At 71.4% G+C, this 13,329-nt stretch carries 13 protein-coding genes; 9 read left to right on the top strand and 4 right to left on the bottom strand.

Annotated elements, in window-relative coordinates:
* Positions 1-251 precede the first annotated feature (251 nt).
* From dnaK to AB0O40_RS21600, 4 genes are read left to right on the top strand one after another with little or no spacing between them, the layout of a single operon-like run.
* Positions 252-2,099, top strand: a complete 1,848-nt coding sequence (gene dnaK / locus AB0O40_RS21615) for a molecular chaperone DnaK (RefSeq protein WP_365043943.1) — start codon at positions 252-254, stop codon at positions 2,097-2,099.
* A complete protein-coding gene (gene grpE, locus AB0O40_RS21610) occupies positions 2,099-2,728 on the top strand; it encodes a nucleotide exchange factor GrpE (RefSeq protein WP_365043941.1) in 630 nt (209 codons plus the stop codon). The genes dnaK and grpE overlap by 1 nt, the downstream gene beginning before the upstream one ends.
* A gap of 49 nt (positions 2,729-2,777) precedes the next feature.
* Entirely contained in the window at positions 2,778-3,953 is a 1,176-nt protein-coding gene (gene dnaJ, locus AB0O40_RS21605) for a molecular chaperone DnaJ (RefSeq protein ID WP_365043938.1), read from the top strand.
* A 1-nt stretch (position 3,954) separates the two neighbouring features.
* Positions 3,955-4,401 (top strand): helix-turn-helix domain-containing protein, encoded by a 447-nt coding sequence (locus AB0O40_RS21600; RefSeq protein ID WP_365043935.1) that lies wholly within the window; start codon positions 3,955-3,957, stop codon positions 4,399-4,401.
* Positions 4,402-4,488: 87 nt separating this feature from the next.
* Here AB0O40_RS21600 and AB0O40_RS21595 read toward each other — a convergent pair whose 3' ends face one another.
* Positions 4,489-5,484 (bottom strand): helix-turn-helix transcriptional regulator, encoded by a 996-nt coding sequence (locus AB0O40_RS21595; protein ID WP_365043933.1) that lies wholly within the window; start codon positions 5,482-5,484, stop codon positions 4,489-4,491.
* A 153-nt stretch (positions 5,485-5,637) separates the two neighbouring features.
* Here AB0O40_RS21595 and AB0O40_RS21590 point away from each other — a divergent pair, with 153 nt between their 5' ends.
* Both AB0O40_RS21590 and AB0O40_RS21585 read left to right on the top strand, forming a co-directional pair.
* Complete coding sequence (locus AB0O40_RS21590) at positions 5,638-5,826, top strand: hypothetical protein (RefSeq protein ID WP_365043930.1); 189 nt, start codon at positions 5,638-5,640, stop codon at positions 5,824-5,826.
* Positions 5,823-6,140, top strand: coding sequence for a (2Fe-2S)-binding protein (locus AB0O40_RS21585; RefSeq protein ID WP_365043927.1), 318 nt, complete (start codon positions 5,823-5,825; stop codon positions 6,138-6,140). Before AB0O40_RS21590 ends, AB0O40_RS21585 begins: the two co-directional genes overlap by 4 nt.
* Before the next feature lie 135 nt (positions 6,141-6,275).
* Here the strand turns inward: AB0O40_RS21585 and AB0O40_RS21580 are convergent, their stop codons facing one another.
* Positions 6,276-6,680: a TIGR03618 family F420-dependent PPOX class oxidoreductase gene (locus AB0O40_RS21580; RefSeq protein ID WP_365043924.1), complete on the bottom strand. Its 405-nt coding sequence runs from the start codon at positions 6,678-6,680 to the stop codon at positions 6,276-6,278.
* 144 nt (positions 6,681-6,824) lie between these two features.
* Here AB0O40_RS21580 and clpB point away from each other — a divergent pair, with 144 nt between their 5' ends.
* On the top strand, positions 6,825-9,410 hold the full coding sequence (clpB, locus tag AB0O40_RS21575) for an ATP-dependent chaperone ClpB (protein WP_365043922.1): 2,586 nt from the start codon (positions 6,825-6,827) through the stop codon (positions 9,408-9,410).
* Positions 9,411-9,594: 184 nt separating this feature from the next.
* Positions 9,595-10,131, top strand: a complete 537-nt coding sequence (locus AB0O40_RS21570) for a YbjN domain-containing protein (RefSeq protein ID WP_365043919.1) — start codon at positions 9,595-9,597, stop codon at positions 10,129-10,131.
* 10 nt (positions 10,132-10,141) lie between these two features.
* Here the strand turns inward: AB0O40_RS21570 and AB0O40_RS21565 are convergent, their stop codons facing one another.
* Positions 10,142-11,323, bottom strand: coding sequence for a hypothetical protein (locus tag AB0O40_RS21565; RefSeq protein WP_365043916.1), 1,182 nt, complete (start codon positions 11,321-11,323; stop codon positions 10,142-10,144).
* Positions 11,324-11,477: 154 nt separating this feature from the next.
* On the opposite strand from AB0O40_RS21565, the gene AB0O40_RS21560 reads away from it, so the two are divergent.
* Complete coding sequence (locus AB0O40_RS21560) at positions 11,478-12,041, top strand: histidine phosphatase family protein (protein WP_365043914.1); 564 nt, start codon at positions 11,478-11,480, stop codon at positions 12,039-12,041.
* Positions 12,042-12,059: 18 nt separating this feature from the next.
* Here AB0O40_RS21560 and AB0O40_RS21555 read toward each other — a convergent pair whose 3' ends face one another.
* Positions 12,060-13,277, bottom strand: a complete 1,218-nt coding sequence (locus tag AB0O40_RS21555) for a pyridoxal phosphate-dependent aminotransferase (protein ID WP_365043911.1) — start codon at positions 13,275-13,277, stop codon at positions 12,060-12,062.
* Between the last annotated feature and the right edge of the window lie 52 nt (positions 13,278-13,329).

The raw sequence follows: 13,329 nt of genomic DNA, 5'->3' as shown, positions 1-13,329 counted from the left end.
GCCGTGGACCCCGGTATCGCCCACCCGCCCCTTCCCGAAACCGGGGCTCCGCCCCGGACCCCGCGCCTCAAACTCCCCCAGCTACCGCTGGGAGGTACCCCCAGCGAGGCTGGAAGGGCAACCTCCGGCGAGGCTCGCCCTGAGCGTAAGGGTGGCGTAAGAGTTGAGTCGCCTCGACTCACCTCTGTTGACGCCAGCGCGGCGGTGCGGCATCCTTGAGCCTGTTCCACTCAAGTCATGGAGGAATCAAAATGGCACGTGCGGTCGGCATCGACCTGGGCACGACTAACTCCGTCGTCAGCGTTCTCGAAGGCGGCGAGCCCACCGTCATCACCAACGCCGAGGGCGCCAGGACCACGCCGTCCGTCGTCGCCTTCGCGAAGAACGGCGAGGTGCTCGTCGGCGAGGTCGCCAAGCGCCAGGCGGTCACCAACGTCGACCGGACCATTCGTTCGGTCAAGCGCCACATGGGCACGGACTGGAAGATCGAGCTCGACGGCAAGGCCTTCAACCCGCAGCAGATGAGCGCCTTCATCCTGCAGAAGCTGAAGCGCGACGCCGAGGCCTACCTGGGCGAGAAGGTCACCGACGCGGTCATCACCGTGCCGGCGTACTTCAACGACTCCGAGCGCCAGGCCACCAAGGAGGCCGGTGAGATCGCGGGCCTCAACGTCCTGCGTATTGTCAACGAGCCGACCGCGGCCGCCCTGGCCTACGGCCTCGACAAGGACGACCAGACCATTCTCGTCTTCGACCTCGGCGGCGGCACCTTCGACGTGTCGCTCCTCGAGATCGGCGACGGCGTCGTCGAGGTGAAGGCCACCAACGGTGACAACCACCTCGGTGGCGACGACTGGGACCAGCGCGTCGTCGACTACCTGGTGAAGCAGTTCGCCAACGGCCACGGCGTCGACCTGTCCAAGGACAAGATGGCGCTGCAGCGCCTGCGCGAGGCCGCCGAGAAGGCGAAGATCGAGCTCTCCTCCTCCACGGAGACCACGATCAACCTCCCGTACATCACCGCCTCCGCCGAGGGCCCGCTGCACCTGGACGAGAAGCTGACGCGCGCTCAGTTCCAGCAGCTGACCTCCGACCTGCTGGAGCGCTGCAAGACGCCGTTCCACAACGTCATCAAGGACGCCGGCATCTCGCTCAGCGAGATCGACCACGTCGTCCTGGTCGGCGGCTCCACCCGCATGCCCGCCGTCGCCGAGCTCGTCAAGGAGCTGACCGGCGGCAAGGAGGCCAACAAGGGTGTGAACCCGGACGAGGTCGTCGCCATCGGCGCCACGCTCCAGGCCGGTGTCCTCAAGGGTGAGGTCAAGGACGTCCTGCTCCTCGACGTGACCCCGCTGTCCCTCGGTATCGAGACCAAGGGCGGCATCATGACCAAGCTCATCGAGCGCAACACCACGATCCCGACCAAGCGGTCCGAGATCTTCACGACGGCCGAGGACAACCAGCCGTCCGTGCAGATCCAGGTCTACCAGGGCGAGCGCGAGATCGCGGCGTACAACAAGAAGCTCGGCATGTTCGAGCTGACCGGCCTGCCGCCGGCCCCGCGTGGCGTCCCGCAGATCGAGGTCTCCTTCGACATCGACGCCAACGGCATCATGCACGTGACCGCGAAGGACCTCGGCACGGGCAAGGAGCAGAAGATGACCGTCACCGGCGGCTCCTCGCTCGCCAAGGACGAGGTCGACCGGATGCGCCAGGAGGCCGAGCAGTACGCGGAGGAGGACCACCGCCGCCGCGAGGCCGCCGAGACCCGCAACCAGGGCGAGCAGCTCGTCTACCAGACCGAGAAGTTCCTCAAGGACAACGAGGACAAGGTCCCGGGCGACGTCAAGACCGAGGTCGAGGCCGCGCTCGAGGAGCTGAAGGACAAGCTCAAGGGCGAGGACGCGGCCGAGATCCGCACCGCGACCGAGAAGGTCGCCGCGGTCAGCCAGAAGCTCGGCCAGGCGATCTACGCCGACGCCCAGGGCGCCCAGGCCGCCGGCGGTGCCGGTGACGCGGGTGAGCACAAGGCCGCCGACGACGACGTCGTCGACGCCGAGATCGTCGACGAGGACAAGCCGAAGGGCGGCGCTGTCTGATGTCGGAGGAGACCCCGGGCTTCGAGGAGAAGCCCGACGTCCCCACCGGCGCCACCAGCGATGACGCCGAGCCGAAGGCCGCCGCCTCCTCCAAGGAGGGCGCGGCGGCCCCGGCCGGGGACGCCAGCGACGTAGCCCTGGTCGCCCAGCTGGACCAGGCCCGCACCGCGCTCGGCGAGCGCACCGCGGACCTCCAGCGGCTCCAGGCCGAGTACCAGAACTACCGCCGCCGGGTGGACCGGGACCGGGTCGCGGTCAAGGAGATCGCCGTCGCGAGCCTCCTGACCGAGCTCCTTCCCACGCTCGACGACATCGGCCGGGCCCGCGAGCACGGCGAGCTGGTCGGCGGCTTCAAGTCGGTGGCGGAATCCCTGGAGACCGTCGCCGCCAAGATGGGCCTCCAGCAGTTCGGCAAGGAGGGCGAGCCCTTCGACCCGACGATCCACGAGGCCCTGATGCACTCGTACGCGCCGGACGTCACCGAGACGACCTGCGTGGCGATCCTGCAGCCCGGGTACCGGATCGGCGAGCGTACGATCCGCCCCGCGCGCGTCGCGGTGGCCGAGCCCCAGCCCGGGGCCCCGGCCAAGGCGGAGGAGTCGGAAGACTCCGAGCAGGACAGCGAGTAAGCAGCAAGGCAATGCCAGGTAGCACCCGCACGCGGGAGGAGGGACGTCGATGAGCACGAAGGACTTCGTGGAGAAGGACTACTACAAGGTTCTCGGCGTCCCCAAGGACGCCACCGAGGCCGAGATCAAGAAGGCGTACCGGAAGCTCGCCCGCGAGTTCCACCCGGACGCCAACAAGGGCAACGCCGAGGCCGAGGAGCGCTTCAAGGAGATCTCCGAGGCCAATGACGTCCTCGCCGACGCCAAGAAGCGCAAGGAGTACGACGAGGCCCGCGCGCTCTTCGGCAACGGCGGCTTCCGTCCCGGTCCCGGGGCCGGCGGCTCCTTCAACTTCGACCTGGGCGACCTCTTCGGGGGCGCCCAGGGCGGAGGCGGCGGGGCCGGCGGCTTCGGCGGCGGGCTGGGCGACGTCTTCGGCGGGCTGTTCGGCGGCCGGGCCGGTGCGGGTACCCGTACCCAGCCCCGGCGCGGCCAGGACATCGAGTCCGAGGTGACGCTCAGCTTCACCGAGGCGGTGGACGGCGCGACCGTCCCGCTGCGGATGTCCTCCCAGGCCCCCTGCAAGGCCTGCTCGGGCACCGGCGACAAGAACGGCACCCCCCGGGTGTGCCCGACCTGCGTCGGCACCGGCCAGGTCTCACGCGGCGGCGGGGGCGGCTTCTCGCTCACCGACCCCTGCGTGGACTGCAAGGGCCGGGGCCTGATCGCGGAGAACCCGTGCGAGGTGTGCAAGGGCAGCGGCCGGGCCGCCTCCTCGCGCACCATGCAGGTCCGCATCCCCGCCGGGGTCTCCGACGGGCAGCGGATCCGGCTGCGCGGCAAGGGCGCCCCGGGCGAGCGCGGCGGCCCGGCGGGCGACCTCTACGTCGTCGTGCACGTCAACTCCCACCCGGTCTTCGGCCGCAAGGGCGACAACCTGACGGTCACCGTGCCGGTCTCCTTCGTGGAGGCCGCGCTCGGCGGCGAGGTCAAGGTCCCGACCCTCGGCGGCCCCCCGGTCACCCTCAAACTTCCCGCCGGCACCCCCAACGGCCGCACCATGCGGGCCCGCGGCAAGGGCGCGGTCCGCAAGGACGGCACCCGCGGCGACCTCCTCGTCACCGTCGAGGTCGCGGTGCCCACCGGGCTGAGCGACAAGGCGCGCGAAGCCCTCGAGGCCTACCGCGACACCACCGCGGGCGAGGACCCCAGGGAAGAGCTGTTCCAGGCTGCGAAGGGAGCTTGAGATGGAAGGCCGTCGACGCGATCCGTTCCAACTGACCGACGAGTCACCGGTGTACGTGATCTCGGTGGCCGCCCAGCTCTCCGGCCTGCATCCGCAGACCCTGCGCCAGTACGACCGGCTCGGCCTGGTCTCCCCGGACCGGACCGCCGGCCGGGGCCGCCGCTACTCCGCCCGCGACATCGAACTGCTGCGCACCGTGCAGCAGTTGTCCCAGGACGAGGGCATCAACCTGGCCGGCATCAAGCGGATCATCGAGCTGGAGAACCAGGTCGCCGCGCTCCAGCAGCGGGTGGCCGAGCTGTCCTCGGCGCTGGACGGCGCCGCGATGGCCATGCAGCAGCGCGAGGCGCAGGTGCACGCCTCCTACCGCCGGGACCTGGTCCCGTACCAGGACGTCCAGCAGACCAGCGCGCTGGTGGTCTGGCGCCCCAAGCGGTCCCCCGAGTAGGGGGCCGGGAGCCGTCCGCTCCCGGCCCGTAGTGCAGAAGGCCGACCCGGTGCTCCGGGCCGGCCTTCGGTGTGTTCGGGACCGGGGCTACTCGCAGGGTCCCGGCGGGGCGTCGAGTATCCCCGACTGGGCGATCAGGAAGCCGAGTTGGGCGCGGCTGCCGCTGCCGAGGTGGGTGGCGAGCTTGGCGATGTGGGCCCGGCAGGTGCGGACGTTCATCCCGAGCCGGCGGGCGATGGCCTCGTCCACGTGTCCCTCGACGAGGAGCTGGGCGATGGAGCGCTGCACTCCGGAGATGCCGTGCGGGGTGGGGGTGTACTGGACCTCTTCGAGCAGCGGCACGGCCCGGCGCCACAGCTGCTCGAAGACCTTGATGAGGTATTCCACCAGCCCCGGGTGGCGCAGCTCCAGGGCCACGCTGCGGTCGTGGCTGGCGGGGATGAAGGCGACGGCCCGGTCGAAGACGATCAGCCGCTCGATCAGCTCCTCGAGGGTGCGGATCTCCACCTTGCCGGTGGAGATCCGGGCGACGTACTCGAGGGTGCCCGGGCTGTGCCGGACGGTGTGCTGGTAGAGGGTGCGGATGCTCACCCCGCGGTCGGTCAGCGGCTGGTCCCGCTCCAGGGCCTGGGTGAGGGCGTCGATGGGGCGGGCGCCGCCCGGCTGGATGGTGAGCATCTCCGTGTGACACTCGGCGGTGGCGAGGTTCAACGCGGCGTTGATGCGGTCGAAACCCTCGAGCACGGTGATCGCGTGGGTGGGGGCGGGAGTCAATGCACTGATGGCCATGAATGGCTCGAATGCTTCGGCGAGCTCGATGCTGGCGCGCCGGCGTTGCAGGATCTCCCGTTCGATCGGTTGCAACCTTTGAGTGAGCGCAACCGTCGGAGGTACTGGGCGGAGCCAGTTGGCGTCGTCGGGATCGGGATGGAGCAGCGCGAATTCCAGCAGGCAGGGCGCGGATTCAACTTCTACGCGGGCGATGCGGCCCGAGCTGAGCGCGGTCGCGTAAAGCTCCGCGCCCGGACCGCACAGATCCGTCACAGAGTGGGGATGTGTCTGCTTTGTGCTGTTTATCGTCAAATCTCCCACCCCCAAGGTCCTGCATCTTCAGGAACATGATGCACCGCCACGGTGGCAATGACATGGCTCGATCGGTCATCGTCTGTCATGCGGGGGAGAGGAATCCATCCAGTGAGGACGAAGTCGACCATGTACAAAAGATTGCTTCGCTCGGTGGTTGCCGTTGCTCTCTCCACGGTCGTGGCGTACGGGGCGGTGGGTGGCGGCCTCGCCGTGACCAACCAGGCCGAGGACAGCGGCTGGAACACGGGGCCGACCGACAGTGGCTGGAACTCCGCAGCCCAGCAGCTGGTCGCGTTCGACAGCGGCTGGACCAACGCCACGCGGAAGGGTGACGCATGACGCCCGACGACCGCACCTTCCGGCGTGAAATGGCCTCTGCCTACCGATCCGGATGGCAGTTCGTCGACCTCGCCACGGCGATCCCGCACTCCGGTGACTCCCTGATGGTCACCCTCTTCGGACAGCCCATCGTCGTCGTCCGCGAGGAGGACGAGGACGTCCGCGCCTACCGGTGCCTGCGCCGTCCGCGCGGTGCACCGCAGCCCGTCCGTTGCGAGGTCCGGTACGGAATGGTCTTCGTGAATCTCGATGCCCGTGACCACCAGCTCTTCGAACCCGATATCACCACCTCCGCCACCCCCCGCAGTGCCTGAGGCGATTCCCCCGTCGTTGCAGATCGCCCCAGGTACTTCCCCCACACAACGGCGCCATCGTGGACCTGAACACGATGGCGCCGTTGTGATGTCCGCGTCCATACCGCGGATCGGCCAAAATCGCGTGACACCAGGTCAGGCGCGGCCCATCGCCCGGTCCAGCCGGATCTCCAGCACCACCCGGTCCGGGTTCGGCGAGGGCATCCGCCCGTACCGCTCCGCGTAGCGCGCCACCGCCTCCGCGACCGCCGCCTCGTCCGTCCGGACCACCGCGCGGCCCTCCAGCGTGGCCCAGCGCCGGCCGGCCAGCTGGCACACCGCCGCCCGGGCCGGCCCCGGCTGCGCCGCCAGGATGTTGCGGACCTTCTTGCTGTTCTTGTTGGTGATCACCCGCGCCACCCCGGCCTCGGGGTCGTACGTCACGCCCACCGGGACCACGTGCGGCGTGCCGTCGGGCCGCGTGGTGGTGAGCGTGCAGACGTGCCGCTCCCGCCAGAAGGCGAGGTAGTCCGGCGTGGGGTTCAGTGGGTCCAGGGCCATGCCCGCAGCCTAGGGGGCCAGGGGTGTGATCTCAGCCTTGAGTGGAATAGACTCAACTTTGCACACGTTGCCCTACTCATACATGTGCTCATGGATGCGCACCGCCTCAGAGCTGTGAATCGTCCCGGAGAGGAGACGCCGTACGTGGACGCCGAACTGACCAACAAGAGCCGTGAGGCCCTGAACGCCGCCACCACCAGGGCCGTCAAGGACGGCCACGCCGACCTGACCCCGCTGCACCTGCTGCTCGCGCTCCTCGAGGGCTCCGAGAACGAGAACGTCACCGACCTGCTCGCCGCCGTCGGGGCCGACCAGGCGCAGGTGCGGGCCGGTGCCGAGCGGGCCCTGGCGGCGCTGCCCAGCGTCACCGGCTCCACCGTGGCGCCCCCGCAGGCCAGCCGGGAGCTGCTGGCCGTCCTCGCCGAGGCGGACCGGCAGGCCGGCGAGCTGGGCGACGACTACCTCTCCACCGAGCACCTGCTGATCGCCCTGGCCGCCAAGGGCGGCCAGGCCGGCGAGCTGCTCACCCGGCAGGGCGCGACCGCGCCGAAGCTGCTGGACGCCTTCGAGTCAGTACGAGGAGGACGGCGGGTGACCACCCCCGACCCCGAGGGCCAGTACAAGGCCCTGGAGAAGTTCGGCACCGATTTCACCGCCGCCGCCCGCGAGGGCCGGCTGGACCCGGTGATCGGCCGCGACCAGGAGATCCGCCGCGTGGTGCAGGTCCTGTCGCGGCGCACCAAGAACAACCCGGTGCTCATCGGCGAGCCCGGCGTCGGCAAGACCGCCGTCGTGGAGGGCCTGGCCCAGCGCATCGTCAAGGGCGACGTCCCCGAGTCCCTGAAGAACAAGCGCCTGGTCTCCCTCGACCTCGGCGCGATGGTCGCCGGGGCCAAGTACCGCGGCGAGTTCGAGGAGCGCCTCAAGACGGTCCTGGCCGAGATCAAGAACAGCGACGGCCAGATCATCACCTTCATCGACGAGCTGCACACCGTCGTCGGCGCGGGCGCCGGCGGCGACTCCGCGATGGACGCGGGCAACATGCTCAAGCCGATGCTGGCCCGCGGCGAGCTGCGGATGGTCGGCGCGACCACCCTCGACGAGTACCGCGAGCGGATCGAGAAGGACCCGGCGCTGGAGCGGCGCTTCCAGCAGGTGCTGGTCGCCGAGCCGAGCGTCGAGGACACCATCGCGATCCTGCGCGGCCTCAAGGGCCGGTACGAGGCCCACCACAAGGTGCAGATCAACGACAGCGCCCTGGTCGCCGCCGCCACCCTCTCCGACCGGTACATCACCTCCCGCTTCCTGCCGGACAAGGCCATCGACCTGGTCGACGAGGCCGCCTCCCGGCTGCGCATGGAGATCGACTCCTCCCCGGTGGAGATCGACGAGCTGCAGCGCTCGGTGGACCGGCTGCGCATGGAGGAGCTGGCCCTCAAGAACGAGTCCGACCCGGCCTCCCGCGAGCGCCTGGAGCGGCTGCGCAAGGACCTCGCCGACAAGGAGGAGGAGCTGCGCGGGCTGACCGCCCGCTGGGAGAAGGAGAAGCAGTCCCTCAACCGGGTCGGCGAGCTCAAGGAGCGGCTGGACGACCTGCGCGGCCAGGCCGAGCGCGCCCAGCGCGACGGCGACTTCGACGCCGCCTCCAAGCTGCTCTACGGCGAGATCCCCGCGCTGGAGCGGGAGCTGGCCGAGGCCAGCGAGGCCGAGCAGGAGGCCGCCACCGAGACGATGGTCAAGGAGGAGGTCGGCCCCGACGACATCGCGGACGTGGTCGGCTCCTGGACCGGCATCCCGGCCGGCCGGCTGCTGGAGGGCGAGACCCAGAAGCTGCTGCGCATGGAGCAGGAGCTGGGCCGCCGGCTGATCGGCCAGGGCGAGGCGGTGCGCGCGGTCTCGGACGCGGTGCGCCGCACCCGGGCCGGCATCGCGGACCCGGACCGGCCCACCGGCTCCTTCCTCTTCCTCGGCCCGACCGGCGTCGGCAAGACCGAGCTGGCCAAGGCGCTCGCCGACTTCCTCTTCGACGACGAGCGGGCCATGGTCCGCATCGACATGTCGGAGTACTCGGAGAAGCACAGCGTCGCCCGGCTGGTCGGCGCGCCGCCCGGGTACGTGGGGTACGAGGAGGGCGGCCAGCTGACCGAGGCGGTCCGCCGGCGCCCGTACAGCGTGGTGCTGCTCGACGAGGTGGAGAAGGCCCACCCCGAGGTCTTCGACATCCTGCTCCAGGTCCTCGACGACGGCCGGCTCACCGACGGCCAGGGCCGGACGGTGGACTTCCGCAACACCATCCTGATCCTGACCTCGAACCTGGGCAGTCAGTTCCTGGTGGACCCGACGACCGACGAGGCCCAGAAGCGGGCCCGGGTCCTGGAGGTGGTCCGGGCCAGTTTCAAGCCGGAGTTCCTGAACCGGCTGGACGACCTGGTGGTCTTCTCGGCCCTGTCGAAGGACGAGCTGGCCCACATCGCCGAGCTCCAGATCGGCTCGCTGGCCAAGCGGCTGGCCCAGCGCCGGCTCACCCTGGACGTCACGCCCGAGGCGCTGGCCTGGCTGGCCGACGAGGGCAACGACCCCGCGTACGGCGCCCGGCCGCTGCGCCGGCTGATCCAGACGGCGATCGGCGACCGGCTGGCCAAGGAGATCCTGGCGGGCGAGGTGAAGGACGGCGACACGGTCCGCGTGGACGTGGCCGGCGAGGGCCTGATCGTGGGCCGCGCGACGTGATCCGGACACCCACCACTACTCGCAAGTAGGGGACGAAACCCCTCGTCGGAGCCTACGGCGGGAAGAACAGGAGCGGACGGATCCGCCCTGTTCTTTCCGCCCGCAGCGGATCGGGTGGCCAGGGGTTGCCACGGGGTGGGAGCGATGGTGGAGGATGGCGGTATCCGCACGAAGGGAAACCACGGTGAGTATCGATCCGGCCTCGATTCCGAACTTCGGGGGCCAGCCCGACCCGCAGGCCACTGGACCGGCGGGTCCCGTCGTGCCCGACCAGGACCTGGTCAAGCAGCTTCTCGAGCAGATGGAGCTCAAGTACGTCGTCGACGACGAGGGTGACCTCGCGGCGCCGTGGGAGGAGTTCCGCACCTACTTCATGTTCCGCGGCGAGGACGAGCAGCAGGTCTTCTCCGTCCGGACCTTCTACGACCGGCCGCACGGCCTCGAGGAGAAGCACCAGCTCCTCGAGTCGATCGACGACTGGAACCGCCGCACCCTGTGGCCCAAGGTCTACACCCACACCCACGACGACGGCTCGGTCCGCCTGATCGGCGAGGCGCAGATGCTGATCGGCACCGGCGTCAGCCTGGAGCACTTCGTGTCCTCCACGGTCAGCTGGGTCCGCGCCTCCATCGAGTTCGACAAGTGGCTCGTGGAGCAGCTCGGCCTGGAGCAGGAGCTCGACAAGTCCGAGGGTGACGACGCCGAGGGCGACGAGGCCTGAGCCCGGCCCCTTACGGCGGGACGCTGGCGATGAGCACCAGGTACGTCCCGTAGGCGTACGACAGCCCGGCCAGGGCGGCGGTCACCACGACCGTCACCCCCGGCCGGGCTTTCGCCATCGCGGCGGCGAGCGGCAGCAGCAGCGGGAAGGCCGGCAGCAGGAAGCGCGGCTTGGACTCGAAGAAGCCCGAGCCGCCGAGCCCGATCAGCAGCAGCACCCCCGCGTACACCAGCAGCGGCAGCGGCGCCCCGTCCAGCAGGAGCAGCACGGCCAGCAGCAGCGACCCCGCGACGATCACCAGCACCATCGGCGAGGCCAGCTCGGCGCGCGCGTACATCAGGTGCCGGGCCGAGCGCAGCGCGCCGAGCCCGAAGTCGAAGCGCGATCCCCAGGCGCGCTGGACCGCGAAGTAGCCGTGCAGCGGGTCGCCCCGGACCCGGCCCACCCACAGCACGTACCCGCCCCAGCCCAGCGGGGCCAGCGCCCCGGCCGCCCAGACCGGGCCCGGTGCCCGGCCCCGGCGGAGCCAGATCTCCTGCGCGGCGGCCACCGTCACGGCCGCGCCGACCGCGATGCCGCTGGGCCGGGAGAGCCCGGCCGCCGCCGCGAGCAGGGCGGCGGCCGTCCAGTGCCGGGTCAGCAGCGCGTACAGCGACCACGCGGCCAAGGCGGTGAGCAGCGGCTCCGTGTAGCCCAGGCTCAGGATCACCGAGTGCGGCAGCAGCCCCCACAGCAGCGCCAGCAGCAGCCCGGCCCGGGGGCCGTGCAGCCGCTCGCCGATCAGGTACACGCCGACGGCGGCGGCCCCGGCCGCGGTCCAGGAGACCAGCAGCCCGGCCCCGGCCGGTCCCACCCCGGGCAGCACCGCGCAGAGCAGCCGCATCAGCCCCGGGTAGAGCGGGAAGAAGGCCAGGTCGCTGTGGACGGTGCCGCCGGGGAAGACGACGGTGCGGCCGTAGCCGTGGGCGGCGATGGAGGTGTACCAGCCGGCGTCCCAGGAGGTGCCGAGCACCGCGACCGGGTCCTTGCCGAAGTGCCGGCCGGCCAGCGCCAGGGCCAGCGCACCCAGGCCCCGGGCGGCGGCGAAGGCGCCGAGCGCGAGCCCGGCCCGGCGGGCCGCCGTCCGGCCCCGGTCCCGGACACCGGCGGCCGGACCGGTCCGGGACCGGGCCAGGGTGCTGGTGCTCGACATGGGTCCCGCCCCTCGACGACTGGCGACCGTGGTCCGTGGTGCGACAAGCAGACTTTGCACCGATATCAGCCGATAGATCCCCAGGCACGCCGGACGTGCACCCGCCCGGAGCCACCGCTCGACAGGGCGCCGCGGGGGCCCGAGACTCGGGAGCATGGACGAGGGAACGCCCGGCCCGGCGGCGCCGGTGCGCCGGCTGGTGCTGCTGCGGCACGCGAAGTCGGCCTGGCCCGACGGGGTGCCGGACCACGACCGCCCGCTCGCCCCGCGGGGCCGCCGGGACGCCCCGGCGGCCGGCCGGCTGCTGCGCGAGCTGGACTGCGTACCCGACCTGGTGGTCTGCTCCACCGCCCGGCGGGCCCGGGAGACCTGGGAGCTGGCCGCGGAGGAGCTGGGCATCCCGGTGCCGGTGCCGGTCCGCCACGACGACCGGGTCTACGCCGCGGCCCCGGCCGCCCTCACCCGGGTCCTGCGGGAGGTGGACCCGGCGCTGCGCACCGTTGCGCTGGTCGGCCACAACCCGGGCATGGAGGAGCTGGCCGACGCCCTCGCGCTGCCCCCGGCGACCGGGGCCGAGTCCGCGGCCCTCGCCCGGATGGTGCAGAAGTTCCCCACCTGCGCCTTCCCCCTCCTCACCCTCGGCCGCTTCACCACCTGGGCCACGCTCGCCCCCGCCACCTGCCACCTGACGTCCTTCGTCGTCGCCCGGTCGGGGTGAGGGGCGTCCGAAAGGGCGTCAGAGGGCCAGGGTGCGCAGGCGTTCGGCGGCTTCCTCGAGGACGGGCTGCTGCTTGCAGAAGGCGAAGCGGACCAGGGCGCGGCCGGCGTCCTTGTCGTCGTAGAAGACCGAGTTGGGGATGGCCACCACCCCGCAGCGGGCCGGCAGGGTGCGGCAGAACTCCAGGCCGTCGGTGCCGCCGAGCGGGGTGATGTCGGTGGTGATGAAGTACGTGCCCTGCGGGCGGAAGACCCGGAAGCCGGCCGCGGTCAGGCCCGCGGAGAGGATGTCGCGCTTGCCGCGCAGGTCCTCGCGGAAGGCCGTGTAGTAGGAGTCGGGCAGCGCCAGCGCCTCGGCGATCGCGTACTGGAAGGGCCCCGAGGAGACGTACGTCAGGAACTGCTTGGCGGTGCGGACGGCGGTGAGCAGGGAGGGCGGGGCGGTGACCCAGCCGACCTTCCAGCCGGTGAAGGAGAAGGTCTTGCCCGCGGAGGAGATGGTCACGGTCCGCTCGCGCATCCCGGGGAAGGACGCCAGCGGGACGTGCGCCCCCTCGAAGACCAGGTGCTCGTAGACCTCGTCGGTGATCACCAGCAGGTCCCGCTCCACGGCCAGCTCCGCGACGGCGCGCAGCTGGGCCTCGGGGAGCACGGTGCCGGTCGGGTTGTGCGGGGTGTTCAGGAGCAGCAGCCGGGTGCGCGGGCCGACCGCGGCCCGCAGCTCGTCCAGGTCCAGGCCGAAGGCGTCGCCTTCGGGCCGCAGGGTGACCGGGACGCGGGTGGCGCCGGCCATCGCGATGCAGGCGGCGTACGAGTCGTAGTACGGCTCCAGGGCGATCACCTCGTCGCCCGGCTCCAGCAGGGCCAGCAGCGAGGCCGCGATGGCCTCGGTGGCGCCGGCGGTCACCAGCACCTCGCTGTCCGGGTCGTAGCCCAGGCCGTAGAAGCGCTGCTGGTGGGCGGCGACGGCGGCGCGCAGCTCGGGGACGCCGGGGCCCGGCGGGTACTGGTTGCCGCGGCCGTCGCGCAGGGCGCGCACGGCCGCCTCGGCGATCTCCGCCGGGCCGTCGGTGTCGGGGAAGCCCTGGCCCAGGTTGATGGAGCCGGTCGAGGCGGCCAGCGCGGACATCTCCGCGAAGATCGTGGTGCCGAAGCCGGCCAGGCCCCGGTTGAGCAGCGGGCGGCAGGCGGAACCGGAGGCGTCGGCGGAGCTGTGAGGTGCGGTCATGTCCGCCATCCTGTGCAGAACCTCTGGACTTGCTCAAGTGTGCTTTGGGCCGTCGGGAGCG

Origin of the sequence: Streptomyces sp. NPDC089919, from assembly GCF_040684615.1 — a bacterium.
Classification (GTDB): domain Bacteria; phylum Actinomycetota; class Actinomycetes; order Streptomycetales; family Streptomycetaceae; genus Streptomyces.
Note: the sequence above shows the minus strand (reverse complement) of the source record. Positions and strands in the feature narration are given on the sequence as shown.